The sequence below is a fragment of the Streptomyces cinnamoneus genome, assembly GCF_002939475.1.
GTDB lineage: Bacteria > Actinomycetota > Actinomycetes > Streptomycetales > Streptomycetaceae > Streptomyces > Streptomyces cinnamoneus_A.
The window spans coordinates 4,712,646-4,737,830 of the sequence record NZ_PKFQ01000001.1 but is presented as its reverse complement, the minus strand read 5'-3'; the positions used below and the strand labels follow the sequence as shown (position 1 = coordinate 4,737,830).

At 72.0% G+C, this 25,185-nt stretch carries 26 protein-coding genes; 12 read left to right on the top strand and 14 right to left on the bottom strand.

What is annotated here, in order from left to right; genetic code table 11:
• Positions 1-77 precede the first annotated feature (77 nt).
• Positions 78-1,565: an LCP family protein gene (locus CYQ11_RS21340; RefSeq protein WP_099201227.1), complete on the bottom strand. Its 1,488-nt coding sequence runs from the start codon at positions 1,563-1,565 to the stop codon at positions 78-80.
• 161 nt (positions 1,566-1,726) lie between these two features.
• On the opposite strand from CYQ11_RS21340, the gene tatA reads away from it, so the two are divergent.
• From tatA to CYQ11_RS21325, 3 genes are all read left to right on the top strand, one after another.
• Positions 1,727-1,972, top strand: coding sequence for a Sec-independent protein translocase subunit TatA (gene tatA, locus CYQ11_RS21335; RefSeq protein WP_181143733.1), 246 nt, complete (start codon positions 1,727-1,729; stop codon positions 1,970-1,972).
• Between the two features lie 96 nt (positions 1,973-2,068).
• Entirely contained in the window at positions 2,069-3,421 is a 1,353-nt protein-coding gene (locus tag CYQ11_RS21330) for an alkaline phosphatase (RefSeq protein WP_099201229.1), read from the top strand.
• 165 nt (positions 3,422-3,586) lie between these two features.
• Entirely contained in the window at positions 3,587-4,525 is a 939-nt protein-coding gene (locus tag CYQ11_RS21325) for a beta-ketoacyl-ACP synthase III (RefSeq protein ID WP_099201230.1), read from the top strand.
• A 316-nt stretch (positions 4,526-4,841) separates the two neighbouring features.
• Here the strand turns inward: CYQ11_RS21325 and CYQ11_RS21320 are convergent, their stop codons facing one another.
• Positions 4,842-5,753: a glutaminase gene (locus CYQ11_RS21320; RefSeq protein ID WP_099201231.1), complete on the bottom strand. Its 912-nt coding sequence runs from the start codon at positions 5,751-5,753 to the stop codon at positions 4,842-4,844.
• Positions 5,754-5,803: 50 nt separating this feature from the next.
• On the opposite strand from CYQ11_RS21320, the gene CYQ11_RS21315 reads away from it, so the two are divergent.
• Entirely contained in the window at positions 5,804-6,724 is a 921-nt protein-coding gene (locus tag CYQ11_RS21315; protein ID WP_099201232.1) for a 1-aminocyclopropane-1-carboxylate deaminase/D-cysteine desulfhydrase, read from the top strand.
• 310 nt (positions 6,725-7,034) lie between these two features.
• Here the strand turns inward: CYQ11_RS21315 and CYQ11_RS21310 are convergent, their stop codons facing one another.
• The gene (locus CYQ11_RS21310; protein ID WP_099201233.1) at positions 7,035-8,639 is read right to left on the bottom strand and encodes a Na+/H+ antiporter; all 1,605 of its coding nucleotides are present in this window, start codon (positions 8,637-8,639) and stop codon (positions 7,035-7,037) included.
• Positions 8,640-8,742: 103 nt separating this feature from the next.
• Here CYQ11_RS21310 and CYQ11_RS21305 point away from each other — a divergent pair, with 103 nt between their 5' ends.
• The 4 genes from CYQ11_RS21305 (at position 8,743) to CYQ11_RS21290 (ending at position 11,142) form a co-directional block, all read left to right on the top strand.
• Positions 8,743-9,003 carry a UBP-type zinc finger domain-containing protein gene (locus CYQ11_RS21305; protein ID WP_099201234.1) on the top strand — a complete coding sequence of 87 codons (261 nt, stop codon included), beginning with the start codon at positions 8,743-8,745 and terminating at the stop codon, positions 9,001-9,003.
• A gap of 24 nt (positions 9,004-9,027) precedes the next feature.
• Complete coding sequence (locus CYQ11_RS21300; protein WP_099201235.1) at positions 9,028-9,573, top strand: GNAT family N-acetyltransferase; 546 nt, start codon at positions 9,028-9,030, stop codon at positions 9,571-9,573.
• Positions 9,574-9,770: 197 nt separating this feature from the next.
• Positions 9,771-10,187 carry an ATP-binding protein gene (locus CYQ11_RS21295; protein ID WP_099201236.1) on the top strand — a complete coding sequence of 139 codons (417 nt, stop codon included), beginning with the start codon at positions 9,771-9,773 and terminating at the stop codon, positions 10,185-10,187.
• A 16-nt stretch (positions 10,188-10,203) separates the two neighbouring features.
• Positions 10,204-11,142: an RNA polymerase sigma factor SigF gene (locus tag CYQ11_RS21290; protein WP_398779876.1), complete on the top strand. Its 939-nt coding sequence runs from the start codon at positions 10,204-10,206 to the stop codon at positions 11,140-11,142.
• A 60-nt stretch (positions 11,143-11,202) separates the two neighbouring features.
• Here the strand turns inward: CYQ11_RS21290 and CYQ11_RS21285 are convergent, their stop codons facing one another.
• A complete protein-coding gene (locus CYQ11_RS21285; RefSeq protein ID WP_099201238.1) occupies positions 11,203-11,676 on the bottom strand; it encodes a hypothetical protein in 474 nt (157 codons plus the stop codon).
• A gap of 114 nt (positions 11,677-11,790) precedes the next feature.
• Here CYQ11_RS21285 and CYQ11_RS21280 point away from each other — a divergent pair, with 114 nt between their 5' ends.
• Positions 11,791-12,759: a diacylglycerol/lipid kinase family protein gene (locus tag CYQ11_RS21280; protein WP_099201239.1), complete on the top strand. Its 969-nt coding sequence runs from the start codon at positions 11,791-11,793 to the stop codon at positions 12,757-12,759.
• Between the two features lie 323 nt (positions 12,760-13,082).
• The gene (locus CYQ11_RS21275) at positions 13,083-13,340 is read left to right on the top strand and encodes a WhiB family transcriptional regulator (RefSeq protein WP_004937597.1); all 258 of its coding nucleotides are present in this window, start codon (positions 13,083-13,085) and stop codon (positions 13,338-13,340) included.
• Between the two features lie 204 nt (positions 13,341-13,544).
• On the opposite strand, the gene CYQ11_RS21270 is transcribed toward CYQ11_RS21275, so the two are convergent.
• On the bottom strand, positions 13,545-15,014 hold the full coding sequence (locus tag CYQ11_RS21270) for a sensor histidine kinase (protein ID WP_099201240.1): 1,470 nt from the start codon (positions 15,012-15,014) through the stop codon (positions 13,545-13,547).
• A gap of 373 nt (positions 15,015-15,387) precedes the next feature.
• On the opposite strand from CYQ11_RS21270, the gene nagB reads away from it, so the two are divergent.
• A complete protein-coding gene (nagB, locus tag CYQ11_RS21265; protein ID WP_099201241.1) occupies positions 15,388-16,173 on the top strand; it encodes a glucosamine-6-phosphate deaminase in 786 nt (261 codons plus the stop codon).
• Positions 16,174-16,262: 89 nt separating this feature from the next.
• Here nagB and CYQ11_RS21260 read toward each other — a convergent pair whose 3' ends face one another.
• The 6 genes from CYQ11_RS21260 to CYQ11_RS21245 all read right to left on the bottom strand — a co-directional run bounded on the left by CYQ11_RS21260 (position 16,263) and on the right by CYQ11_RS21245 (position 20,731).
• Entirely contained in the window at positions 16,263-17,213 is a 951-nt protein-coding gene (locus CYQ11_RS21260; RefSeq protein WP_099201242.1) for a hypothetical protein, read from the bottom strand.
• Positions 17,214-17,573: 360 nt separating this feature from the next.
• Complete coding sequence (locus CYQ11_RS21255; protein WP_099201243.1) at positions 17,574-18,098, bottom strand: DUF6879 family protein; 525 nt, start codon at positions 18,096-18,098, stop codon at positions 17,574-17,576.
• Positions 18,098-18,373, bottom strand: a complete 276-nt coding sequence (locus CYQ11_RS30910; protein WP_398779873.1) for a DUF6255 family natural product biosynthesis protein — start codon at positions 18,371-18,373, stop codon at positions 18,098-18,100. Before CYQ11_RS30910 ends, CYQ11_RS21255 begins: the two co-directional genes overlap by 1 nt.
• On the bottom strand, positions 18,370-18,546 hold the full coding sequence (locus CYQ11_RS29680; RefSeq protein WP_181143732.1) for a hypothetical protein: 177 nt from the start codon (positions 18,544-18,546) through the stop codon (positions 18,370-18,372). The genes CYQ11_RS30910 and CYQ11_RS29680 overlap by 4 nt, the downstream gene beginning before the upstream one ends.
• A 62-nt stretch (positions 18,547-18,608) precedes the next feature.
• Entirely contained in the window at positions 18,609-19,823 is a 1,215-nt protein-coding gene (locus CYQ11_RS21250; RefSeq protein WP_099201244.1) for a helix-turn-helix domain-containing protein, read from the bottom strand.
• 47 nt (positions 19,824-19,870) lie between these two features.
• Positions 19,871-20,731 (bottom strand): LysR family transcriptional regulator, encoded by an 861-nt coding sequence (locus CYQ11_RS21245; RefSeq protein WP_099201245.1) that lies wholly within the window; start codon positions 20,729-20,731, stop codon positions 19,871-19,873.
• Between the two features lie 78 nt (positions 20,732-20,809).
• Here CYQ11_RS21245 and CYQ11_RS21240 point away from each other — a divergent pair, with 78 nt between their 5' ends.
• Positions 20,810-21,721 carry an EamA family transporter gene (locus CYQ11_RS21240; RefSeq protein WP_099201246.1) on the top strand — a complete coding sequence of 304 codons (912 nt, stop codon included), beginning with the start codon at positions 20,810-20,812 and terminating at the stop codon, positions 21,719-21,721.
• A gap of 29 nt (positions 21,722-21,750) precedes the next feature.
• Here CYQ11_RS21240 and CYQ11_RS21235 read toward each other — a convergent pair whose 3' ends face one another.
• The 3 genes from CYQ11_RS21235 to CYQ11_RS21225 all read right to left on the bottom strand — a co-directional run bounded on the left by CYQ11_RS21235 (position 21,751) and on the right by CYQ11_RS21225 (position 25,153).
• A complete protein-coding gene (locus CYQ11_RS21235; RefSeq protein ID WP_099201247.1) occupies positions 21,751-23,262 on the bottom strand; it encodes a glycoside hydrolase family 3 protein in 1,512 nt (503 codons plus the stop codon).
• 11 nt (positions 23,263-23,273) lie between these two features.
• A complete protein-coding gene (locus CYQ11_RS21230) occupies positions 23,274-24,092 on the bottom strand; it encodes a carbohydrate ABC transporter permease (RefSeq protein WP_099201662.1) in 819 nt (272 codons plus the stop codon).
• 83 nt (positions 24,093-24,175) lie between these two features.
• A complete protein-coding gene (locus tag CYQ11_RS21225) occupies positions 24,176-25,153 on the bottom strand; it encodes a carbohydrate ABC transporter permease (protein WP_099201248.1) in 978 nt (325 codons plus the stop codon).
• Positions 25,154-25,185: the final 32 nt, after the last annotated feature.

The following is a 25,185-nucleotide window of genomic DNA, read 5'->3' as shown; positions in this document are numbered from 1 at the left end:
AGTCTGCACCTACCACACTGCGCCTACCACGAAAGCGAATCAATCAGGCATTCGCCTCCGTTGCCACACCCCCGCGCTCACCCGAACGAGAGGTTCGCGCACGGGTCGTCGTCCGCCGAGCGGGGCTTCTCCAGGGCGTCGGCGGACAGCAGGCCCGGCGCGGGCGTCCCCGAGGGGGCCGCCGAGGACGGGCCCGTCGACGGGGAGGCGGCCGGCGCGGCCGCGTAGTCCCGCCCGAGGGTGAGCGCCACCCCGCTGCCGGCGGTCCCGCGCACGTACGCCCCGGGGAAGAGCCGGGCCAGCGTGCGCGCACCCGCCGCCTCACCCGGGCCGAACTCGATCACCGTGGTGGCCGCGTCGCGCCCCCGCGCCGTGGCCGTCCCGGTGACGGTGAAGCCGTGCCCCTCCAGCGAGGCGGCGGCCCGGGCGGCGAGCCCGGAGACGTCGGTGCCGTTGAGGACGTACACCTTCACCCCGTCGCCGGAGACGCTCTCGGCGGCGGGCGTGGCCGAGGGCGACGGCCGCCCCGGCCCGGGGTCCGCGCCGCCGAGGGGACGATCCGCCTTCAGCGCCGCCCACAGGGCGTCCGCTTCGGGCTGGACGATCGCCACGCGGTTGCCGTCATAGCGCCAGGGCAGCGTCACGAACTTCATGTCGCGCAGGTCGACCTTCTTGAGGGACATCGCGAACGACAGCATCTTCTGGGCCGAGCCCAGCCCGGGGTCGACGGTCATCGACTTGGTGGCCGCGTCCGCGAGCGGCAGCAGCGTGCCCGGGTTGAAGCCCTGGGACCGCACCTTCTTGATCATGGCGGAGACGAACGCCTGCTGCCGCTGTATGCGCCCTATGTCCGAGCCGTCGCCGATCCCGTGCCGCACCCGGACGTAGTCCAGCGCCCGCTGGCCCGAGACGTGCTGCCGCCCCTTGGCGAAGAGGAGGTCGCCGCGCCGGCCGAGGTGGGGGTTGAGGTCGCCCGCGTAGACGTCGGACGGCACGCACACCTCGACGCCGCCCACGGCGGAGGTCATCGAGGAGAAGCCCGCGAAGTCCACGACGACCGTGTGGTCCACGCGCAGACCCGTCAGCCGCTCGACGGTGTTCTGGGTGCAGGCGGGATTCCCCTTGACCGTATCCCCCACGGAGAACGCGGAGTTGAACATCACATGCCGCCGCTCCTCCGTCCAACCGCCGTCGGGCAGCCTGCACGGAGGGATGTCCACCAGCGTGTCGCGGGGGATGGAGACGGCGACCGCGTGCTCGCGGTCGTCGTAGACGTGCAGCAGGAAGGCCGTGTCGGAGCGGCCCACGTCGCCTTCGCCGCCGCCGAGCCGGCTGTTGTCACCCGCCCGCGAGTCGGAGCCGATGACCAGGACGTTCTGCCCGGCGGCCGCGGCGTCGGGGCGGTTCTTCGAGAGGCCGTCCGCGTCGAACGTGCTGATGTTCCCGTTGAGTCTGAGATACAGCCAGCCCGCGCCGGCGGTCAGCAGCACCAGGAACGAGACCGCGACGACGGTGACGATCCGCATCCGCCGGTGCCGCCTGGACTTGCCTCGCCTGCCCGTCATATCGCGCCCTCATCCGCTCCCCCGGGTCCGTGCCTGTCGCCGGGTTAGACGGACGGTCACGGACTTTGGTTGTCCAGTTGCGCAATCTAGCAAGTATGGTGGGCTCGCCGACAACGGCACAGGAGTCGTCTCAAGAGTCAGCTGAGAGGTGGTGGGCGCCCGTGCTGCGCAACGCCCTGGAGCCCTGGCACGTCCTCGTGATCGTGCTCGTCGTGGTCGTGCTGTTCGGGTCGAAGAAGCTGCCCGACACGGCACGCGCGCTGGGCAAGTCCCTGCGCATCCTCAAGAGCGAGACGAGGGCCCTGAAGGACGACACGGCCACGGCCGGCCCGCCGTCCGGCGCGCAGGGCGACCCGGCCGGCACCCCGACACCCGCGCCCCGCAACGCCGTCGACAGCCCCCGGTGATCTCCGCGTCACCTCGCCGACCCCGGCGGTACACCCGCCCCTGGTGAGCTTCCTCCCGCCGGGCACTTCGCACCGGCCCAGCTAGGAGGAATGACCATGGGTTCTCGTCCGTACCGCCGTCTCGCCTGGGGCGCCGCCGCACTGCTCGTCGCCGGCATCGCGGTGCCCGCCGCGGCCGCCGCGTCCGAGCACGGCGGCCAGTCGGACGTCTCGAGCCACGGCCCGAAGAAGGCCAAGAACGTCATCCTGCTCATCGGTGACGGCATGGGCGACTCGGAGATCACCCTGGCCCGCGACTACACCGTGGGCGCGGCCGGCCGCCTGAACATGGACAAGTTCCCCATGACCGGCTCCTACACGACGTACTCCGTCGACAAGGACGGCAAGCCGGACTACGTCACCGACTCCGCCGCCAGCGGCACCGGCTGGGCGACCGGCCACAAGACCGTCAACGGCCGGATATCCAAGACGCCCGGCACCGACAAGCCCATGACCACGATCCTGGAGCTGGCCCAGCGCAACGGCCTCGCCACCGGCAGCGTCACCACCGCCGAACTCACCGACGCCACCCCCGCCGTCCTGGCCTCGCACGCCACCGACCGCAGCTGCGCGGGCCCGGCCGACATGAAGGCGTGCCCGAACGACACGATCGCCAAGGGCGGCCCCGGCTCCATCGCCGAGCAGAGCGTGAACCACAAGGTGGACGTGCTCCTGGGCGGCGGCAAGGCCCGCTTCGACCAGAAGATCACCGAAGGCCCGTACCGGGGCATGACCGTCACCCAGCAGGCCCAGAAGCTCGGCTACCAGGTCGTCACCGACAACAAGGGCCTGACCACCGCCCGCTCCGGCAAGCCCGTCCTCGGCCTCTTCGCCGACGGCAACGTCCCCGTCGAGTGGACCGGCAAGGCCGCGGCCGTCGGCGGCACCGCCGCCCAGCGCTGCGTGACCGCCAACCCCGACCGTAAGGCCGGCACCCCCGCCCTGGAGGACCAGGCCCGCAAGGCCCTGGACCTGCTGGACACCCCCAAGGCCAAGAAGAACGGCTTCTTCCTCCAGATCGAGGGGGCGTCCATCGACAAGCGCGACCACGCCGCCGACCCGTGCGGCCAGATCGGCGAGACCGCCGCCTTCGACCGCGCCGTCAAGGTCGCCCGCGACTACGCCGCGAAGCACCCCGACACCCTGGTCGTCACCACCGCCGACCACGGCCACACCAGCCAGATCGTCCCGCTGGAGGCCACCCCGCCCGGCCTCTCCTCGACCCTGGTCACCAACGAGGGCCGGCAGCTGAAGGTCAACTACTCCACCAACACGCCGGGCCAGGCGCAGGAGCACACCGGCACCCAGGTCCGCATCGCCGCCCAGGGCCCGCAGTCCCAGCGCGTCCTCGGCGTCACCGACCAGACCGAGCTGTTCACCACGATCCGCACGGCGCTGTCGCTGCGCTGATCCACTTCCTCGCCCCTCGGGGGCCCGGCCGCCGGGCGCGGCCGGGCCCCTGCCGATTGCGCCAGTTATCCCGGCCGAAGATTGGCGGATCACGCACCCGCCCGGCGGCAGCACAGCGTCAAGACTGAGAGAGCCACGTCACGCGCCGCGCAGGAGGAACCGCCGATGACCGGGTCTCGTGTACTGGCCCTCGGCCACTACCAGCCAGCCAGGGTGCTCACCAACGACGAACTGGCCACCATGGTCGACACCAGCGACGAGTGGATCCGCTCACGGGTGGGCATCCGCACCCGCCGGATCGCCGCGCCCGACGAGACGGTGGCCTCCATGGCCACCGAGGCCGCGGCCAAGGCCCTCGCGGGCAGCGGCCTGCCGCCCGCCGAGATCGACCTCGTCCTCGTCGCCACCTGCACCGCGGTCGACCGCAGCCCCAACACGGCCGCACGCGTCGCAGCCGCCCTGGGCCTCGCCTCGCCGGCCGTCATGGACGTCAACGTCGTCTGCGCCGGCTTCACCCACGCCCTGGCCTCCGCCGACCACGCCATCCGCGCCGGGTCGGCGCGCAACGCGCTGGTCATCGGCGTGGAGAAGTTCACGGCCGTCACCGACTGGACCGACCGCACCACCTGCGTCCTCGTCGGCGACGGCGCCGGGGCGGCCGTGGTCACCGCGTCCGACGAGCCCGGCATCGGGCCTGTCGTGTGGGGCTCGGTCCCGCAGATGAGCCACGCCGTCCGCATCGAGGGCACGCCCTCGCGCTTCGCGCAGGAGGGCCAGTCCGTCTACCGCTGGGCCACGACGCAGCTGCCGCCGATCGCCCGCCAGGTGTGCGAACGGGCGGGGGTCGCGCCCGAGGAGCTGGCGGCGGTGGTCCTGCACCAGGCGAACCTCCGCATCATCGAACCGGTGGCGCGGAGGCTGGGGGCGGTGAACGCGATCGTGGCCAGCGACGTGACGGAGTCCGGCAACACGTCGGCGGCGAGCATCCCGCTGGCGCTGTCGAAGCTCGTGGCCTCGGGGCGGGTGGAGACGGGCGCGCCGGTGCTGCTGTTCGGTTTCGGCGGCAACCTGTCGTACGCGGGCCAGGTCATCCGCTGCCCCTGAGGGCGTCGCCGTTGCCCCGTGAGGGGGCTCGGGCGGTGGGCTGGGATGGGAGTCCGGTGGGCTGGGGTCCGGTGGGCTGGGGTCCGGTGGGCTGGGGCGGGGCCGGGGTGGGACGGGCCCTTCTGGGGGCTGCACTCTTTGCGGCTACTGGTTCCCGTGTGCTCGTGCCCCGCACTCCCGCAAAGAGTGCTTTACGCCCCCTGCCAGGGCCCGTCCCACCCCGGCCCCTCCCGCCGTCCGTCCGGGAAGGCACCCGTCCATCCGAGAAGGCACCGTCCATCCGGGAAGGCCGTACCGCCCCCGAAGGCGTACTGCCTCAGAAGACAGACCATCCGGTCAGTGAGGTGAAGTGGTCCAGGGCGGCGACGCCGGCCACGGAGTTGCCGCGGGCGTCCAGGCCCGGGCTCCACACGCACAGGGTGCAGCGGCCCGGTATGACGGCGACGATGCCGCCGCCCACGCCGCTCTTGCCGGGGAGCCCCACGCGGTAGGCGAAGTCGCCCGCGGCGTCGTACGTCCCACAGGTCAGCATGACGGCGTTGACCTGCTTCGCCTCCCGCCGCGGCAGCAGCCGCGTGCCGTCGGCGCGGAGCCCGTGCCGGGCCAGGAAGCCGGCCGCGAGGGCCAGGTCACGGCAGCTCATCTCGATGGAGCACTGCCAGAAGTAGTGCTCCAGGACCGTGGACACGGGGTTGTCGAGATTGCCGTAGCTGGCCATGAAGTGGGCCAGGGCGGCGTTGCGGTCGCCGTGCTCGGACTCCGACTTGGCGACGGTCGCGTCGAAGGAGACGTCCGGGTTCCCGCTCTCGGCCCGCAGGAACTCCAGCATCGTGGTGCTGGCGTCACCGGTCAGCGTCTGGAGGCGGTCGGTCACGACCAGCGCGCCGGCGTTGATGAACGGATTACGCGGGATGCCGTGCTCGTACTCCAGCTGGACCAGCGAGTTGAAGGGGTTGCCGGACGGCTCGGTGCCCACCCGTTCCCAGATCTTGTCGCCGCCCTCCGCCAGCACCAGCGCGAGGCTGAAGGCCTTGGAGATGGACTGCACGGAGAAGGGCCGCTCCCAGTCGCCCACGCCGTACACCCCGCCGTCGACGTCCGCGACGGCCATGCCGAAGTGGCCGGTGTCCACCTCGGCCAGGGCCGGAATGTAGTCGGCGACCTGCCCGCGACCGACCAGCGGCTGCGCGAAGGCGGCGACCTCTTCGAGTACGGCCTGGTAGTCCACTGCAGTGCTGCGCTTTCCTAGCTTCGTTGCTGGCCGGGCAAGAGTACAAAATGGACGGTGTGACCAGCGACAATCCCCCCGGTACGGCGGACCCCGCCGCGTTGCGGCCGCTGCTGCCGTCGCCCCTCGTCGAGGTGGCGGACCCGCGCTTCGCGCGACGCGGTCTGCGGCTGCTGCTCAAACGGGACGACCTGATACACCCCGACCTGCCGGGCAACAAGTGGCGCAAGCTGGAGCCGAACCTGCGCGCCGCTGCCGCGTCGGGCACCCGCTCGCTGCTCACCTTCGGGGGCGCGTACTCGAACCACCTGCGGGCGACGGCGGCGGCGGGCCGGCTGTTGGGCTTCGAGACGACCGGCGTCGTGCGGGGCGAGGAACTGGCGGCCCGCCCGCTGAACCCTTCGCTGGCCCGCTGCGCGGCGGACGGAATGCGCCTGCGGTTCGTGGATCGCGCGACCTACCGCCGCAAGACGGACCCGGAGGTGCTGGCGGCGGTGGCGCCACCCGGCGCCTTCGTCATCCCGGAGGGAGGCAGCAACGCCGCGGCGGCGCGGGGCTGCGAGGCGCTGGGACGGGAACTGCGGGACGTCGCGGACGTGGTGGGCGTGGCCTGCGGCACGGGCGGCACCCTGGCGGGCCTGGCCGCGGGCCTGGGGAGGGGACAGCGGGCCATCGGCTTCCCGGTGTTGAAGGGCGGCTTCCTGGAGGAGGAAGTGCTCCGCCTCCAGCGGGAGGCCTTCGGGGGGAGACGCGGGGACTGGATGCTGGACGAGCGCTTCCACGGCGGCGGCTACGCGAAGCGCACACCCGGGCTGGACGCGTTCGCGGACGACTTCGAGGAGCGCCACGGCCTGCCGCTGGAACGCCTGTACGTGGCGAAGATGCTGTACGGGCTGACGACGCTGGCAGAGGAGGGCGCGTTCACCCCGGGCACGAGCGTGGTCGCCGTCATCACGGGGACGGCACGATAAGTCGGCCCAAGGGTGCCCGGCCATTCCCCCATCCCCCAGCCCAGATGTGTGCCACCCACCCACCAGGTCACCCGCACACGGCGGATGCGGTGCGGCCCGGGAGGGGATGTGGACGTGAGGGGCCGGGGCGGGGCGGATGGGCCCTGGCAGGGGCGTAAAACACTCTTTGCGGGAGTGCGGGGCACGATGGACACGGAACCAGTAGCCGCAAAGAGTGCAGCCCCAGAAGGGCCCGTCCGCCCCGCCCCGGCCACGCACGGACCGACGCACTCAGCCCGGCACCGGCACCGGCACCCCGCCCCCACACACGTCACCCCCCGGCGCCCTCCTCCCGGTACGCCGCCGCCTCCTCCAGGTCCAGCCGCCGCAACAGCGTCCTGAGCATCTCGTCGTCGATGCGCCGCGCGTCCCGCAGCGCCACGAACACCTCCCGCTCCGCCTCGATCACCTCGCGGGCCAGCCGCCGGTAGGTGTCGTCCACCGACTCCCCCGTGCGTTCGTCGACCGCCCCCAGTCGTTCCCACACCGCGTTGCGGCGCCGTTCCAGCACGGCTCGCAGCCGGTCCGCGAGCGGTTGCGGCAGGGTGTTGCGCTCGTCGGCGAGGAGTTCCTCCAGGCGGGCCTCGGCGGCGGCGGACGCCTCGCTCTGGGCCTGGGCCTCCGCGAGCGTGTCGGCGCCGGTGTCGCGTTCGGGCAGCCGCAGCCGCCGGATGAGCGGGGGCAGCGTGAGGCCCTGCACCACCAGCGTGCCGATGACGGTGGTGAAGGTGAGGAAGAGGATCAGGTTGCGGGCAGGGAAGGGCGCGCCGTCGCGCGTGGCGACGGGGATGGAGAAGGCGATGGCGAGCGAGACGACGCCCCGCATGCCCGCCCAGCCGACCACGACGGGGGCCTTCCAGTTCGTGTCGGGTTCGCGCTCGCGGATCCGTGCGGACAGGGCGCGCGGCAGGAACGTGGCGGGGAAGACCCAGAGGAAGCGCGCGGCGACGACGGCGACGAAGAGCGCGACGGCGTACCAGGCGGCCTCCCCCAGCCCGTACGTCCCGAGGTCGCGCAGCACCACGCGCAGTTGGAGGCCGATCAGGGCGAAGACGGCGGATTCCAGGATGAAGGCGACCATCTTCCAGACGGCCGCTTCCTGGAGCCGGGTGGCGAAGTCGACCTGCCACGACCGGTGCCCGAGGTACAGCGCGACGACCACGACGGCGAGCACGCCGGAGGCGTGGACCTGTTCGGCGGCGGCGTAGGCGACGAAGGGGATGAGGAGGGAGAGGGTGTTCTGGAGCAGCGGCTCGCGCAGGTGTTTGCGCAGCCAGTGGATCGGCACCATGAGGACGAGGCCGACGCCGATGCCGCCGAGGGACGCGACGGCGAAGGCGCGGATGCCCTCGGCCCAGGTCGCGCCCGCGCCGACGGCGGCGGCGAGGGCGACCCGGTAGGCGGTGATGGCGGTCGCGTCGTTCACCAGGGACTCGCCCTGGAGGATGGTGGTGATCCGTGAAGGCAGCCCCAGGCGGCGGGCGATGGCGGTGGCGGCGACGGCGTCGGGCGGGGCGACGACCGCGCCGAGGACGAGGGCCGCGGCGTCCGGCAGGCCGGGGACGACGCGGGAGGCGACGTATCCGACGGTGAGGGTCGCGAAGAGGACGTAGCCGATGGACAGCAGGGCGACCGGCCGCATGTTGGCCCGCAGGTCGAGGTAGGAGCTGTCGAGGGCGGCGGTGTGCAGGAGGGGTGGCAGCAGCAGCGGCAGGACGACGTCGGGGTCGAGGGTGTAGTCGGGGACGCCCGGCACGTACGAGGCCAGGAGTCCGGCGGCGACCAGGAGCAGGGGTGCCGGCACGGGCGTGCGGCGGGCGAGGCCCGCGATGGCGGCGCCGCCCGCCACCAGGATCAGCAGTGGCATCACGTCCATGGGTCCCCCTCGTCTCCGTTCGTCCGCGTCCGCGCCCCCGGCGTCCACGCACCCGGCATGCGCACGCGCACGCCCGGCGCTCACGCGCTCTAACCTGGTAATCATGATCGAGTGTTCTCACGTCGCCGGGTTGCCGCGCCCCGAGCCGGGTCCGCTGAGCGCCGGTTGTCCGGAGTGCGAGGCGAGGGGCAGCCATCCGGTGCAGCTGCGGCTGTGTCTGGAGTGCGGTCACGTGGGCTGCTGCGACTCCTCGGCGTACCGGCACGCGACGGCGCACTTCGAGGAGACGGGCCACGCGGTGATGCGCACCTTCGAGCCGGGGCAGAGCTGGCGGTGGTGCTACGTGGACAAGGGCATCGTCTGAGCGGGTGCCAGCTAGCATGCAGGCATGATCCGATCAGCCACGCCCGCCGACGTCCCCGTCATCCACACGATGATCCGCGAACTGGCGGAGTACGAACGGGCGCTGGACGAGGCGCGGGCGACCGAGGAGCAGCTGCGCGACGCGCTCTTCGGGCCGGACGCCGCGGTCTTCGCGCTGATAGCGGAGAGTGACGGAGGCGCGGAGGGGGACACGGGCAGTGGCGGCGAGGTCGTGGGCTTCGCGCTGTGGTTCCGCAACTTCTCCACGTGGACGGGCACGCACGGTGTCTACCTGGAGGACCTCTACGTCCGGCCGCAGGCGCGCGGCGGCGGCCACGGCAAGGCGCTCCTGGCGGCGCTGGCGCGGATCTGCGTGGACCGCGGCTACGAGCGTTTCGAATGGTCAGTGCTGGACTGGAACACGCCGTCGATCGCCTTCTACAAGTCCCTCGGCGCGGAGGCGATGGACGAGTGGACCGTGCGACGACTCTCAGGGGAATCGCTCCACAGTCTTGCGGCGCTCGCGCAGAGTGACGAAAATCCCAACAGGCCGACTTCTCTTTCGATTTGAGACCGCAAGACCCTAGCGACTGTCCGTACGCATGGGTTTACCATGAGTGACAGTCGTGGGGCTGCGGCGCTGAACCGCAGATCGCGATAGCGTCTCAGCCGGACCATGTGCCGCACCACCCGTGTCACCCTTCGTCCGAAGGCCGCGGGACCGGCGCTCCGACAGCTCAAGAAGCTTGTGCCACCTTGGAGGTGAGGGTGTCCCCCATCGCAGGCGAGCCTGGGACGACCCAGGACTTCGTGGAAGTCCGGCTGCCCGCTGCCGGTGCCTACCTGTCGGTGCTGCGGACGGCGACAGCCGGCCTCGCGGCCCGCCTGGACTTCACCCTCGACGAGATCGAGGACCTGCGCATCGCCGTCGACGAGGCGTGCGCGATCCTGCTCCAGCAAGCCGTTCCCGGTTCCGTTCTCAGCTGCGTGTTCCGCCTGGTCGGGGACGCGCTGCGGGTGACCGTCTCGGCACCCACCACGGACGGCCGCGCGCCCGAGCGCGACACCTTCGCCTGGACGGTGCTCTCCGCGCTGGCCGGCGAGGTCGACTCCGACGTCGCGGACGACCGTACGGTCAGCATCAGTCTGCACAAGAAGCGCGGCGCCGGCCCCGGGCAGCCGTGACGGAAGAGGGGGCTCCGTGAGTACTGCTTCATCGCGGGGAGTGCGTACCCCGGCCATCCCGCAGCAGCCTGCCCGGCCGCATCCGGCGGAGCCTGCACCGGATCAGGCGAGCCCGGAAGTGGACCGGGCGAGCGACCCACCAGAGCGGGCGGACCACATGGATCAGCACCGGCACCGGCAGCGGCACGCACACTCCGATCCACACGACCGCAGCGGTGCGCGGGCCCTGTTCGTCGAGCTGCGGGCGCTTCCGGACGGCTCGGCGGAGCGGGCCGAGCTGCGCAACAACCTCGTGCGGATGCATCTGCCCCTGGTGGAACACCTGGCGCGGCGGTTCCGCAACCGCGGCGAGCCGCTCGACGACCTGACCCAGGTCGCCACGATCGGTCTGATCAAGTCGGTGGACCGCTTCGACCCGGACCGCGGGGTGGAGTTCTCCACGTACGCCACGCCCACGGTCGTCGGCGAGATCAAGCGGCACTTCCGTGACAAGGGCTGGGCGGTGCGGGTGCCGCGCCGGCTCCAGGAGCTGAGGCTGGCGCTGACCACGGCGACGGCCGAGCTGTCCCAGCGGCACGGCCGGGCCCCCACGGTCCACGAGCTGGCCGAGCACCTGGGGATCTCGGAGGAGGAGGTGCTGGAGGGACTGGAGTCCGCCAACGCCTACAGCACGCTCTCGCTGGACGTGCCCGACACGGACGACGAGTCCCCGGCGGTCGCGGACACCCTCGGCGCTGAGGACGAGGCGCTGGAGGGCGTGGAGTACCGCGAGTCGCTCAAGCCGCTGCTGGAGGACCTGCCGCCGCGCGAGAAGAAGATCTTGCTGCTGCGGTTCTTCGGCAACATGACGCAGTCGCAGATCGCCCAGGAGGTCGGCATCTCGCAGATGCACGTCTCCCGGCTGCTGGCCCGTACGCTCGCCCAGCTCCGGGAGCGCCTGCTGATCGAGGAGTGAGCCGGCGGCCCGGGGCGCCGGACCATGGGGACCGCGAGGGCCGGGCGGCCGGGCCCGCGGTCAGGACTCGCGCGGGCCGATGCCGAGCGCCTCGGTCGCCGTGGGGTTCACCAGCAGCGCCAGGGTGGCCACGGCGACGAGCGCCAGCGCCACGGCCGCGGCGATCAGCGCGCCGCCGCCGTTGAAGAACATCCAGGCCACCGGCAGCGCCATGATCTGGGTGGCCAGCGCGGGCCCGCGGCTCCAGCGGCGGCGCAGCCACAGGCCGCGCGCCGCCAGCAGCGGCAGCGCGGCGAGGGCGAGCACGGTCAGTCCGCCCGTCTCCGCCTGCTGGGGGCTGTCCGGCCGGCCCAGCAGGCCCATGACGAGCAGGTAGATCCCCCAGCCGGCCAGCACCACGCCTTCCAGGCCATTCAGGGCCGCGGCCGCGCTCAACCGGGCCGGGCGGGGGCCGGCGGGCTCGGCGGACGCCGCGGCAGGGGCCCCACCGGTGCTCTTCCGGGCGGTTTTCGACGAGGACTGCTTGCTGCTCACCCCAGCAGGGTAGCCGTACGGACGTGCCGGACGGGGGCGACGCCCGCTCGGCTTTCGGCCATGAGCCAGGGCCTGGGATGGGGTGTGTACCGACAGGTAGGTAGGCTGGCGCGCATGCGTGCGCTTCTCGTGGTCAATCCTTCGGCCACCACCACCAGTGCCCGTACCCGCGATGTCCTGGCGCACGCGCTCGCCAGTGACCTCAAGCTGGACGTCGCCACGACGGAGTACCGGGGCCACGCCCGCGATCTCGCCCGCAGGGCCGCAGAGAGCGGGAACATAGAGCTCGTGGTCGCCCTCGGTGGCGACGGCACGGTCAACGAGGTCGTCAACGGCCTCCTCCACGGCGGCCCCGACCCGGAGGGCCTGCCGCGGCTGGCGGTGGTCCCCGGCGGCTCCACGAACGTCTTCGCCCGTGCCCTTGGTCTGCCCAACGACGCGATCGAGGCGACCGGCGCCCTGCTGGACGCGCTGCGCGAGGGTTCCGAGCGCACCGTGGGCCTGGGCCTCGCGTCCGGCACGCCGGGCACGGAGGACGAGGCGGTTCCGGCGCGCTGGTTCACCTTCTGCGCCGGGTACGGCTTCGACGCGGGAGTCGTAGGCCGGGTGGAGCAACAGCGGGAGCGCGGCAAGCGTTCGACCCACTCCCTGTATGTGCGACAGGTGATGCGGCAGTTCTTCGGCGAGCCGAACCGCCGGCATGGCACGATCACGCTCGAACGGCCCGGCGAGGAGCCACTCGAGAATCTCGTCATGTCGATAATCTGCAACACCGCGCCGTGGACGTACTTCGGCAACCGGCCCATGTACGCGCTGCCCAAGGCGTCCTTCGACACCGCCCTTGACGTGCTGGGATTCACCAAGCTGTCGACGCTGACGGCGAGCCGTCACGCCACGCAGTTGCTGACCTCGACGCCGGAGCGCGGTCCCGAGGGTCGCCACGCTGTGTCACTGCATGACCAGACCTCTTTCACCTTGCATTCGCAGGCCCCCCTGCCGTTTCAGATGGACGGCGACCACCTCGGACTGCGTACCAGCGTGACGTTCACAGGCGTACGCCGTGCACTGCGTGTGATTGTGTGAGTGCCAGGGCCTAAAGTCCTTTCACTCGAACGTTTAGACTGGGTTCCACCCCCTGGAATGACGGCTGTGACCTAGCCGACACCGAGGAATCAAAAAAAACTTTCCGGAAGGGGTTGTATCCGCCGCCGAGGTTTGCGAGTCTCTTCATGGCGATCGGGACAGCCCGCCATCAAGGCTTCCCCGAAGAGCCCGAACCCCCTCACCTATCTTCCTGGACCGCACCAGTCTCATGCCTGGGCGTCGGCCCTTCCGTTGCGGGGGGATTCGTGAAAGCGTTCACATTCACAAGCCACGTAGCCGTAACACGAGGAGATGGAGCAGCCATGGACTGGCGTCACAACGCCGTTTGCCGCGAGGAAGACCCCGAGCTGTTCTTCCCCATCGGCAACACCGGTCCTGCGCTGCTGCAGATCGAGGAAGCCAAGGCCGTCTGCCGCCGCTGCCCCGTGATGGAGCAGTGCCTGCAGTGGGCGCTCGAGTCCGGCCAGGACTCCGGCGTCTGGGGTGGCCTCAGCGAGGACGAGCGCCGCGCGATGAAGCGCCGCGCCGCTCGCAACCGGGCGCGTAACGCCACCGCCTGATCCACCCTTCGGCCCCCGAGCCGCAGCGCGCAGCACCCCCCACAGTGCGCTATGCACATATGAAGCTTTGAGCCCCGGACCTCTCATCTGAGGTCCGGGGCTCAGTGCTGTGCGACGCGGCCGGGTGGCGGGACCCGGGGCACGGGCCCCTTCGCGTCGGGCCTACGACTTCCCGACCGCGACTTCCCGACCGCGGCTTCCCGGCTACGGCTTCTCGGCCCGTACGGGAATGTCGAGCACGACGCGCGTCCCCTGCCCGGAAGCGGGCACCATGTCGAACTTTCCGCCCAACTCCCCTTCCACCAGGGTCCGTACGATCTGGAGTCCCAGATTGCCGGCGCGCTGGGGGTCGAAGCCCTCGGGCAGACCGCGGCCGTCGTCCTGCACCGAGATCAGCAGCCGGGCGTCCTTGCGGGAGCCGCCGCGCACGGCGGTCACCTCGACGGTGCCCTGCTCCCCCGGACCGAAGCCGTGTTCGAGGGCGTTCTGGAGCAGCTCGGTCAGCACCATGGCCAGCGGAGTGGCGACCTCCGCGTCGAGCACGCCGAAGCGGCCCGTACGGCGCGCGGCGACCCGGCCCGGGGAGATCTCGGCGACCATGGCCAGCACCCGGTCGGCGATCTCGTCGAACTCCACCCGCTCGTCAAGGTTCTGCGACAGCGTCTCGTGGACGATCGCGATGGAACCGACACGGCGGACCGCCTCCTCCAGCGCCTCGCGGCCCTCGGGGGAGCCGATCCGGCGGGCCTGGAGGCGCAGCAGGGCGGCCACGGTCTGGAGGTTGTTCTTCACCCGGTGGTGGATCTCCCGGATGGTGGCGTCCTTGGTGATCAACTCGCGTTCGCGGCGTCGCAGTTCGGTCACGTCGCGCAACAGTACGAGCGAACCGATGTGGCTGCCCTTCGGTTTGAGCGGGATGGCCCTCAGGTGGATGACCCCGTCGTTGGCCTCGACCTCGAACTCCCGCGGCGCCCATCCGCTGGCGAGCTTGGCCAGTCCCTCGTCGACCGGGCCGCGCGAGGGGGCCAGCCGTGCGGTGGTCTCCCCCAGGTGGTGCCCGACGAGGTCGGCGGCGAGGCCGAGCCGGTGGTAGGCGGACAGCGCGTTGGGGCTCGCGTACTGCACGATGCCGTCGGCGTCGAGCCGGATCAGTCCGTCGCCGGCGCGGGGCGAGGCGTCCATGTCGACTTGTTGTCCCGGGAAGGGGAAGGCGCCGGCCGCGATCATCTGGGCGAGGTCGGAGGCGCTCTGGAGGTAGGTCAGCTCCAGCCGGCTGGGCGTGCGCACGGTCAGCAGGTTGGTGTTCCGCGCGATGACCCCGAGGACCCGGCCGTCCCGGCGGACCGGGATGGACTCGACCCGCACCGGCACCTCCTCGCGCCACTCCGGGTCTCCCTCGCGCACGATCCGCCCCTCGTCGAGGGCGGCGTCGAGCATGGGGCGGCGGCCGCGCGGCACGAGATGGCCGACCATGTCGTTCTGGTAGGAGGTGGGTCCGGTGTTGGGCCGCATCTGGGCGACGGACACGTAGCGGGTGCCGTCGAGCGTGGGCACCCACAGGACCAGGTCGGCGAAGGACAGGTCGGAGAGCAGCTGCCACTCCGAGACCAGCAGGTGCAGCCACTCCAGGTCGGAGTCGTCGAGGGCGGTGTGCTGGCGTACGAGGTCGTTCATGGAGGGCACGGCCCCGAGCCTACCCGCGGGCGCCGGGCCCGGGTTTTTCCACCTGCGGGTGAAGGGGCATGGACACCGGCGAATGGTCTAGTCCACAATGGAAAGGCAAAGTTTCCGCCTCCTCCGCACAGGGGGGCGGGACGAGGCCGCACGCCCCTGACGGCGTGGCGGCCTCCGTCGGCCCGGCCGGGCCGTGGGGCCCGCACACCCCGCGGCCGACGGTCGTCGCCGATGTCGCTCGGGCTGCGGTGCCGGTCGGGTTGAGGGTCCCGCCAGCGCCGCGGCCCGCAGTCGTTTCCGGGGCCCGTTCCGCCGGGGTCCGTTCTGCTAAATTGGTCTATACCACACCCCTCTCCAGATCGGCAGGCCCAGCGTGGAAGTTGTCATCGTCCCGGACGCCAAGGCAGGCGGCGAGCTGATCGCCGAGGCCATGGCCGCTCTGCTGCGCCGCAAGCCCGACGCCCTGCTCGGCGTGGCCACGGGCTCCACTCCGCTGCCCGTCTACGAGGCCCTGTCCGCGAAGGTGCGCACCGGTGACGTGGACGCCTCGCGGGCCCGCGTCTGCCAGCTCGACGAGTACGTCGGCCTGCCCGCCGACCACCCCGAGTCGTACCGCTCCACGGTGCTCCGCCAGGTCGTCGAGCCCCTCGGTCTGACCGAGGCGTCCTTCATGGGCCCGGACGGCACCGCCGAGGACGTCCAGGCCGCCTGCGAGGCGTACGACCGCGTGCTGGCCGAGGCGGGCGGGGTGGACCTCCAGCTGCTGGGGATCGGCACGGACGGGCACATCGGCTTCAACGAGCCCTGCTCCTCGCTCGCCTCCCGCACCCGCATCAAGACGCTGACGGAGCAGACCCGCGTCGACAACGCGCGCTTCTTCGACGGCGACATCGAGCAGGTGCCCCACCACGTCATCACCCAGGGCATCGGCACGATCCTGGAGGCCCGCCACCTGGTGCTGCTGGCCACGGGCGAGGGCAAGGCCGACGCCGTCGCGGCGAGCGTCGAGGGCCCGGTCGCCTCGGTGGTCCCCGCCTCCGCGCTCCAGCTGCACCCGCACGCGACGGTCGTGGTCGACGAGGCCGCGGCGTCGAAGCTGCGCCTGGCGGACTACTTCCGGCACACGTACGCGAACAAGCCGGTGTGGCAGGGGCTGTAGCGGGCTCCTGACTCAGGGCAGGACCCGCACCGCTCCCGTGCCGCGCCGGGTGGCGGACGGCGGCAACCCGCCGGTGACCGGCTGCCGGCTCAGGGCAGGCAGGCGGCGCCCAGCATGGCGGCCTGCACCGCGGCCACGCCGCGCCGGGTGGCGGCGACGGCGCCGCCTTCCCGGTCCACGGCCCCCTGCGTACGGCAGTCGCGGCAGTGCGTCTCGTCCCCGAGCGGCCGGATGACCCGCCCGCAGCGGCCCGCGCAGGCCCGCAGGGGGCGGGGGCGGGGTACGCCCTCGGGGGCCGGGCCGTGAGCCGGGGGCTCGGGCATCTTGCGCGTGAGCCGGTCCCGCAGGATTCCGGCGGGCGAGCGCAGCCGGTCGGGCAGCCCGGAGGTCAGCGCCTCGTGCAGGTCGTGCGGTGTGACGCCGCGCAGGAGCCACTCCCCCGCGAGCGGTGCGAGCTGCCGCACGTCACCACCGCCGAGCCGGAGGCGCCGGTCGGTACGGACCAGGGCGGCGAGAAGGCGGGCACCGCGCTCGGTGTGGGCGCCGCGCGCCGGTTCCTCGCCCTCGGCCTGCCCGGCCTCGTCAACCTCGTCAGCTTCCTCGGCCGGTGGGAGGGGAGGGTGGGAGGTGTTCCCCTCGGTCTTCTCAGGGGAACGGCCGACGGCCCGGCGCGACGGTTCACCGGGGGCCGGATCGGCGGCACCCGGCGGCTGCTTGCCGTCACGGACGGCTGCGGCTTCTTCGCGAGTGAGCGGCACATTGGAGATGAGCTGTTCGGTGGCCCACCGCCCGTCGGGGCCTTGCCGCCGCCAGTCGTGGAAGTAGCCCTCGGCGATCAGCTGGCGCTTGGCGCGGGTGAAGGCGGTCTTCTTGATGCCGGCGCGCTGGGCGGTGGTGTAGAAGGGCTGGTCGAGGTCGCCGGGGAGGGAGAGCTGCCAGAGCAGCAGACACTTCGCGTCCGGCGACAGCCGCGGATGGCGGATGATTTCGTTCGGTACCTGAGAGAAGAAGCGCGCGGGGGCGCTAACATTTCGGTGCATCCCTGGGAGGGCCTGTTCTCCTGGTGGCTGTAGACCCCCGATGCAGGCGCCAATCCTGCGCGGGGGTCGCTTGATATGGGCCACCGTAGGGCGCACTGGTGAACTTGGGCTCGGTTCATGGCAAGTTGAACGATTGTGCGCGATTGATGACGGTGTCCGGATCGTCCAGCCATACGAGTTGACCGTCTGGGACGACTGTCGGGCCCGCTCGCGCGCCGCGTACGAACGGGGCCGTGGTGGCCCGGCTCAGGTGGGGCTGGTTCCGGCCTGGGCCTTGTCCAGGCGAGCGGCGAGGGCCCCGCGTCCCGCCTGGGCGCTGGAGCAGGCCGACGAGGGCATGAACTGGCCGGCTGGTTCTTGTCAGAGGGCGTACTTCTCGTGCGGGATACCGCGCTCCCACACCGCTTCAAAGGCCGAGACGCAGAGTCTGACGGTTGCTGGATCCTCTGTCTGGTCGGTGTGAACCCATCGGCCGTCGCCGTCGAAGACGTTGAACTGCACGATCCGGCCGTCGAAGAGCCAGAAGTCATTGCCCGGGAGCGCGATGTCCGACGCGTTCCTCCGGGGCAGCCAGCGAACCTCCTCACCGGCTGCGACGTTCGTGAACGTCCCCGAGTGCTCGAACCGGATGTACTCGCTCACAGGCTCGAACACGATCCGGGCACGACGCATCGTCACGCCCTTGCCAGTGACCTCCTGCACCAGGTCGAGCCAGGGGCGCCACCAGGACCGGCGATCCGACGGATCGAGGCGATGGCCCGCCTTCCACGCCGCAAAACCGTCGGCCTCGCCGTCCACGGCATACGCGTCGCGCATCTCCAAGTGCACTGCCGAGCCGTCGGCGGACCCGATCAGGTCGGCAAAGCTGCTCAAGCTCTGCGCCATCAAGCACCTCCCTGAGAAGCGGGATCAGCCGCCTCGGAGCGCGGACCACTACCTTGCCCCATGGATGCTCCGTTCACACAGAACGCGCCGATGCCCGCTCCGACGACCGTGACACCGTGGCGCGTCAGTGCTTCGGGCAGGTCGACGGCCAGTCCCACGGCCCTGTAGTCCACGAAGCGGCGCACTCCGCACCTCTCGCAGGTCCGCACACCCTCATCTGTCGACCATGCGGCTTCAGGATGGGGGCAGCGCCTCTGCGCAGCGAGGTCGGTCACGAGTGCGCGGCCCGCAGGTGGCGGCCCATCGCCACGGTCATGGCGACCGCCGTGTGCAGATCGTCGCTCTCCAGGGCCTGCGCGTGCCGTCTTCTGATTCCCCAACACGCGGGGCAGCGAGGCCCGGAACGGCCCGTGGTCTCCTGAGCCTGCTGCTTGCTGGTCGTCGCCATGGCACGAGGGTGCCGTCATGACGACTGCCGCCCCAGGGACGGAACGTCCTACTTCCGCGACGCTAATCCGCGATGCCCAGGAACTCCGCCAGCTTCCGCAAGCCCGGTGGCCGGGCCGGCCGGGACCAGAGGTCGTTGACCGTCGCCACGGCGAGCGTGTGATGCCGCATCCAGGCCCTGGCCTCGCGGTGGAGCTTCTCCAGAGCCTTGACGGCGTTCTCCGCGTCACCGATGTCCGTGTACGCACGGGCGACGTCCAGGAGGAGCCACGTCCGCCACGACGGCGGGGTGTCCTTGCTCAGACGCATTCCCCTGGCCAGGTCGAGGGCTTCCTCCGGGCGGGCGTGCTGGACGGCCAGCCGTACCCGCTCGATGCGCACCGAGGACTTGCTGAAGATGCTCAGCAACTTCCCGTTGGCCGGGGCGGGCATGGACGCCAGGCGCCCTGCGCCCTGCTCCGCGATCCGCATCATGTCGTTCGCGGTGTCGTAGTCCCCGGAGCGGGCGGTGCTCGTGGCGGCCGACATCAGCAGTCCGCCCCAGACCCGTACGCCTTCGGCATTGTGGACATGGCCGCGCTCGACGCCGTCGGCGGCGTGTACGGCAAGGTGCCCCGCGTCGTCGAGGCGGTTCTGGCGTTGATACGCCCATGCCACAGAGTTGCAGATCATGGCAGGCAGAAGCGGGTCTGCCGACGCCTCCGCCGCCGCCATGGCCCGTTCGAGGCTCGACAGGGCGAGATCCGTCTTCCCCAGCCGGATGGACAGATGGCCGCCCAGCTGGAGGGCCTTGGCCAAGGCGCCTTGCCCGGCCGCCCGTTGTTCGTCACTGCCGACTGCGGCCGCCAGGCGCGCGTCGGCGATGATGCCCGGCAGCGTCTCCATGACCCGGCCGAAGTCAGCCGCGTGATAGAGCGTCCAGGCGTCCTCGATCTCGGCCCGCAGCAACGGCAACGACAGCTCCTCCACTCCCCGCGGCTCGGGTGGGGGCTCGAAGAGGGGCGGCATGATGGCCCGCCGCAAGGACACCAGCGCGGGTGGCTCCGCCGCACCGTTGGACGGCACGCCCGGCGGGTCGCCCACCAGGGTCGTGACCTCCACTCCCAGCCCCTTGGCGAGGGCGTGAAGCGTGGGCAGGCGGGCCGAGTTCTTGCGCCGCTGCTCAAGTTTGCGCACGACGTCGACTGACACGCCGGAACGTCCGGCCAGTTCTTCCTGCGTAAGGTCGGCCATTCTGCGGAGCCTGCCTACGCGATCGCCCAGGTGCTCGTTCGCCATGCCCCGAAGTTACGCCTCGGCGGGGAGGCGCAGCAGCCGCGTGTGCGTCAGGCCGCCGCCACCACCTCCCGCGCCAGCCGGACCAACTCCGGAATCGACGGGTGGGCCGGCGGGCCGGGGCGCCAGGCCAGGAGCAACGGCACCGGTGGGGCGTCGGTCAGGGGGCGGTAGGCGATCGCGGGGTGTTTGTGCAGGCCCGGCGTCGCCGAGGTCGTGATGCCCGCGGCCCGGCCCGCGGCGATGGCCGTCAGCCACTCGTCCGTGTTGGTGACCTGGATCGTCGCCGCCGGGCGCGCCGTGGCGGGCCAGAGGTCCAGCGTCGTGGTGCCCGCCACCGTGTTCAAGGCGATCGGCCACGCCGCGAGGTCCGCCAGCGTGAGGGCGTCGCGGTCGGCGAGGGCGCTGCCCGCGGGCACCACCGCGACCCGTTCCTCCTCCAGGAGCAGCCGCGTGACCAGTCCCGGTGCCGTCACGTCGCCGCGCAGCAGCGCGACGTCGACCGTGCCCCGGGTGAGTCCGGCCGTGCGGTCGTCGACGCGGCGCAGCTCCAGCGGCACGTCCGGGTGCTCCTCGTCCCAGCGGCGCAGCAGCGGGATGGTGTGGGGCCCGAGCGCGGCCCAGGGGTGTCCGAGGCGCAGCGGCAGGGTCGTCAGGGAGCGGGGGTCGAGGGCCGTGTCCACGGCGGCCAGCGCGGCGGCGGCCTTGTCGTGGAACGCGCGGCCCGCCGCCGTCAGTTCCAGGTGGTGGGTGGAACGGTCGACCAGGCGTACGCCCAGGTGGTCCTCGAGTTGGCGGAGCGTCCGGGAGAGGGCGGGCTGCCCGGTGTGCAGCCGGGCCGCGGCGCGCGTGATCGTGCCCTCCTCGGCGATGGCGAGGAAGGCCCGCAGATGGCGCAGCTCCATGGTCATGCCTCAAAAGCATAACGGCGGGCCAGCAAGCATTTCACGGGGAGCGGGCGAGATCTTTAGCGTGAGGACATGACAAAAATGACCTCCACTGCGGCTCCCGGCACCCCGACAGCCGGCGGTGTCCGTGCGGCGCCGGCGCCCGCCGGCGTCGGCAGTCTCGGCGGCATCGGGCTGGTGCTGGCCGGTACCGTCTCGGTGCAGTTCGGCTCCGCCGTCGCCGCGTTGCTCTTCCCGCGCGCGGGCGCCCTCGGTGTGGTCGCGCTGCGGGTGACGATCGCGGCCGTGCTGCTGCTGGCCTTCTGCCGGCCTCGGCTGCGGGGCCACAGCCGTTCGGACTGGGCCGTCGCCGGGGCGTTCGGGCTCGCGCTCGGCGGGATGAACATCCTCTTCTACCAGGCGATCGACCGGATCCCGCTGGGCCCGGCGGTCACCTTGGAGGTCCTCGGCCCGCTCCTGCTGTCCGTCGTCGCCGCGCGCCGGGCGGTGAGCCTGGTGTGGGCGGGGCTGGCGCTCGCGGGCGTCTTCCTGCTCGGGCAGGAGGGCTTCGACCGGCTCAACCCGGCGGGCGCCGGGTTCGCGCTGGGGGCGGGCGTGATGTGGGCGGCGTACATCGTCTTCAACTCCCGGGCGGGGGCCCGCTTCCCGCGGCTGGACGGGCTGGCCGTGGCGATGGGCGTGGCCGCGCTGGTGAGCCTGCCGCTGGGGATCGGCTCCGCGGGCGGCACGCTGCTCGAACCGGGCGTGCTGGGTCTCGGGGCGGCCGTGGCGCTGCTGTCCTCGGGGGTGCCGTACGCGCTGGAGCTGCTGGCCCTGCGCCGCCTGTCGGCGGCGACCTTCGCGGTGCTGATGAGCCTGGCCCCGGCGGTCGCGGCGCTGGCCGGGTTCCTGGTGCTGGGGCAGACGCTGTCGGCCCCGCAGTGCCTGGCGATCGTCCTGGTGGTGGTGGCCAGCGCCGGTGCCGTGCGGGCGGGGGCGAGCGGCCGGGGGTGACCCCCGCCCGCACGGCCCGGGTCCGCCGCCTAGGTACTCGCCACGGCCTCCGCCACGACCTCCGCCGCGGCCGTGCCGCACACCCGGGCCGCGCCGTGTGTGGCGATGTGCAGCGCGCCCGTGGGCGGGGCCTCGTTGAGGCCCATCTCCACGACGACCGTGTCCGGCCGCGCGGCCAGCAGCGCGCCCAGCGCGCGTGCCATCCACGGGTGGCGGTGGACGTCGCGGACGACGGCGACGATCCGCCGCTCCCCCGCCGCCGTCAGGACCGCGTCCGCGCAGGCCGACTCGGGGCCGTAGGTCCGCGTCCGCGTGCCGGGCAGCAGCCGCACCAGCTCCGCGCCCACGCCCCACGGCGTCTCGTCGCCGACGGCGATGTTCGCGCCGGGGGTGAACGCGGCCACGTACACGGGCCCGGCCGGCGGCTCGTACCCCGGCGTCCTCGTCACCCGCAGCGCCCGGCGCGCGGCCGTGAGGCCCACTCCGGGGGCGGGCGCGCTCCCCTCCCGCGCGCCCGTGCCCGTGGTCCAGTCCGCCAGGGCCCGCACCCGGGCGGCCGCGTCCGCGAGCCGTTCCTCCGGCAGGTCGCCGGAGCGGACGGCCGCGACGAGCGCGTCGCGCAGGCGCAGCACGGTGGCCTCGTCGGCCAGTCCGCCGCCGACGCAGATCGCGTCGGCGCCCGCCGCGAGGGCCATGACGCTGCCGCGCTCGATCCCGTACGTGGCGGAGATCGCCCGCATCTCCATGCCGTCGGTGACGATCAGGCCGTCGAAGCCGAGGCCGCCCCGGGTGACGGGGGCGCGCAGCAGCCCGTGCAGCGCGGTCGGGCTGAGGGTGGCGGGCAGGGCGGGGTCGAGCGCGGGCAGCAGGATGTGGGCGCTCATCACCGCCTTCGTGCCGGCTCCGATCGCGGCGCGGAAGGGCACCAGTTCGCGGGCGTGCAGCGTCGCGAGGTCCGCGTCGATGCGCGGCATGTCGTGGTGGGAGTCGACGGCGGTGTCGCCGTGGCCGGGGAAGTGCTTGGTGCAGGCGGCCACTCCGGCGGACTGCATGCCGTCGACGTAGGCGGCGGTGTGCCGGGCGACGAGCGTGGGGTCGGCGCCGAAGGACCGTACGCCGATGACGGGGTTGTCCGGGTCGGAGTTGACGTCGCCGGAGGGCGCCCAGTTGAGGTTGACGCCGCACTCGGCGAGGCGGCGGCCGAGCTCGTGGGCGACGGCCCGGGTCAGCTCGGTGTCGTCGACGGTGCCGAGGGCGAGGTTGCCGGGGAAGGAGGAGCCGGTGCGCGCCTCCAGGCGGGTGACGTCGCCGCCTTCCTCGTCGATGGCCACGAGCACGTCGCCGCGCTCGGCGCGCAGCCGCTCGGTGAGGGCGGCGAGCTGCTCGGGCGAGGCGATGTTGCGGCCGAAGAGTCCGACGGAGGCGAGGCCCTCGCCGAGCCGGCGCAGCAGCCAGTCGGGCGCGGTGGTGCCCGTGAAGCCGGGCTGGAGCACGGCGAGGGCGTCGCGGGTGAGGGTGCGGGGGGACGTGGGTGCGGTCATGTCTGTAGTACCTAGCCCTTCACCGCGCCGGACGTGAGGCCGCCGACCGCCTTGCGTTGGAGGATCACGAAGAGGATGAGGATCGGTACGGCGAAGAGCGACGAGGCGGCCATGGTGGCGCCCCAGTCGTCGCCGAAGGTGGTGCGGAAGCCGGTGAGCCAGAGGGGCAGGGTCTGGGACCCGGCGTCCTTGTTGAGGATCAGGACCATCGGGAACTCGTTCCAGACGGTGATGAATCCGAACAGCGACGTGGCCATCAGGCCGGGCGCGAGCAACGGGAAGATCACCTTGAGGAACGCCTGGGTGCGGGTGCAGCCGTCGACCATCGCGGACTCCTCCAGCTCCTTGGGCACGGCGGCGACGTAGCCGCGCAGCGTCAGGACGGTGAAGGGCAGCACCATGACCGTGTAGATGGCGATGAGGGGCGGCAGGCTGTTGAGCATGTCCGCGTCGCGCACGATCATGTAGTAGGCGATGGTCATGACCTCCCAGGGGGCCATCTGGGCCATCATCATGACCAGGATGAAGCTCTTGCGGCCCTTGAAGCGCATGCGGGCGACGGCGAACGACGCGAGCAGCGCGATGACGAGCGAGAGCCCGACGGCGACCAGGGTGACGGTCAGGGAGTTGCCGACGAACGTCCAGAAGCCGTCGGCGTCCACGGCCTTGGTGAAGTGCTCGAAGGTGGGGCTGGTGGGGAACCAGACGGGGGTCTCGCTGACGATGTCCGGGGTGGGCTTGAGGGCCGTGGCGAACATCCAGTAGACGGGGAACGCGAAGACGACGAAGAGGACGACCGCCGTCGCCCCCGGCCAGACGCGACCGAGCAGCGGGCCGGCTCCGGTCCGGCGGCTGGGGGCGGTGCGGCTGGGGGTGGTGCGGCCCGGGACAGTGCGGTTCGGGGCGGGACGCCTCACAGCTCGTCCTCCTCTTGCTTGAGCACAAGGCGCAGGTAGTAGGCGGTCAGGACCAGCAGCATCACGATGGTCAGGATGGAGATCGCGGCGCCCATGCCGAAGTGCTGGCTGCCGATGCCCTCGGTGAAGGCGTAGACGGGCAGCGTCTCGGTGAGCCGGTCGGGGCCGCCCTCGTTGATCGCGAAGACCTGGGTGAACGCCTTGAAGACCCAGATGACCTCAAGGAAGGTGGTGGCGAGGAAGAAGGGCTTCAGGAAGGGGAAGGTCACGGAGGTGAACTGCTTCCAGGTGCCCGCGCCGTCCAGCGAGGCCGCCTCGTACAGCTCCGTGGGGATCGTGGTCGTGGCGGCGTAGAGGTTGATCGCCACGAAGGGGATCGACTGCCAGACGATCAGCACGGTGATGACGAAGAACGTCGACAGCTGGTCGCCGGTCCAGTTGTAGCCGGCCATGGAGTGCCAGCCGGCCTGGTCCAGCAGGTGGTTGACGATGCCGTAGCGCTGGTCGAACAGCCATTGGAAGACGGTGGTCGCGGCGACGACGGGCATGGCCCAGGGGAGGAGGAGGCCGAGCGAGAGCAGCAGGCGCGTCTTCGTGCCGAGCCGGGCGAGCAGCAGGCCGATGAGGCAGCCCAGCACCATGATCAGGACGACGTTGGCGGCGGTGAAGACGACGGACCGGCCGGTGACGCCCCAGAACTCCGCGCTGCCGAGGGCGTCCCGGTAGTTGCCTGCGCCCGTCCACTCGGTGACGTGCCGGATGAGCTGGCGCCGGTTGAGGTTCTGGAACGACAGCAGGCCGTTCTTCACCATCGTCCAGCCCAGCAGCACGAGGAGGGCGGCGGCGGGGAGGATCAGCACGTACGGGACGGCGCGTCCGGCCCGTGTGCGGCCCGGGCGGGGCGGCGGGGCGCCCCCCTTGCCGGTCGTCGGCGCCGGCGGGGCGGCCGTCGCCTCTTCGGTCTGCGCTGACATCGTCGTCCGCCTTCTCCCCTGTCGAACCGTGT

Bases quoted from the DNA above. Each gene is read 5' to 3' on its own strand.
- CYQ11_RS21340 (WP_099201227.1), bottom strand. From the start codon at position 1,565: ATGACGGGCAGGCGAGGCAAGTCCAGGCGGCACCGGCGGATGCGGATC.
- CYQ11_RS21330 (WP_099201229.1), top strand. From the start codon at position 2,069: ATGGGTTCTCGTCCGTACCGCCGTCTCGCCTGGGGCGCCGCCGCACTG.
- CYQ11_RS21325 (WP_099201230.1), top strand. From the start codon at position 3,587: ATGACCGGGTCTCGTGTACTGGCCCTCGGCCACTACCAGCCAGCCAGG.
- CYQ11_RS21315 (WP_099201232.1), top strand. From the start codon at position 5,804: ATGGACGGTGTGACCAGCGACAATCCCCCCGGTACGGCGGACCCCGCC.
- CYQ11_RS21310 (WP_099201233.1), bottom strand. From the start codon at position 8,639: ATGGACGTGATGCCACTGCTGATCCTGGTGGCGGGCGGCGCCGCCATC.
- CYQ11_RS21305 (WP_099201234.1), top strand. From the start codon at position 8,743: ATGATCGAGTGTTCTCACGTCGCCGGGTTGCCGCGCCCCGAGCCGGGT.
- CYQ11_RS21300 (WP_099201235.1), top strand. From the start codon at position 9,028: ATGATCCGATCAGCCACGCCCGCCGACGTCCCCGTCATCCACACGATG.
- CYQ11_RS21280 (WP_099201239.1), top strand. From the start codon at position 11,791: ATGCGTGCGCTTCTCGTGGTCAATCCTTCGGCCACCACCACCAGTGCC.
- CYQ11_RS21275 (WP_004937597.1), top strand. From the start codon at position 13,083: ATGGACTGGCGTCACAACGCCGTTTGCCGCGAGGAAGACCCCGAGCTG.
- CYQ11_RS21270 (WP_099201240.1), bottom strand. From the start codon at position 15,014: ATGAACGACCTCGTACGCCAGCACACCGCCCTCGACGACTCCGACCTG.
- CYQ11_RS21260 (WP_099201242.1), bottom strand. From the start codon at position 17,213: ATGCACCGAAATGTTAGCGCCCCCGCGCGCTTCTTCTCTCAGGTACCG.
- CYQ11_RS21255 (WP_099201243.1), bottom strand. From the start codon at position 18,098: ATGGCGCAGAGCTTGAGCAGCTTTGCCGACCTGATCGGGTCCGCCGAC.
- CYQ11_RS29680 (WP_181143732.1), bottom strand. From the start codon at position 18,546: ATGGCGACGACCAGCAAGCAGCAGGCTCAGGAGACCACGGGCCGTTCC.
- CYQ11_RS21250 (WP_099201244.1), bottom strand. From the start codon at position 19,823: ATGGCGAACGAGCACCTGGGCGATCGCGTAGGCAGGCTCCGCAGAATG.
- CYQ11_RS21245 (WP_099201245.1), bottom strand. From the start codon at position 20,731: ATGACCATGGAGCTGCGCCATCTGCGGGCCTTCCTCGCCATCGCCGAG.
- CYQ11_RS21240 (WP_099201246.1), top strand. From the start codon at position 20,810: ATGACCTCCACTGCGGCTCCCGGCACCCCGACAGCCGGCGGTGTCCGT.
- CYQ11_RS21235 (WP_099201247.1), bottom strand. From the start codon at position 23,262: ATGACCGCACCCACGTCCCCCCGCACCCTCACCCGCGACGCCCTCGCC.
- CYQ11_RS21225 (WP_099201248.1), bottom strand. From the start codon at position 25,153: ATGTCAGCGCAGACCGAAGAGGCGACGGCCGCCCCGCCGGCGCCGACG.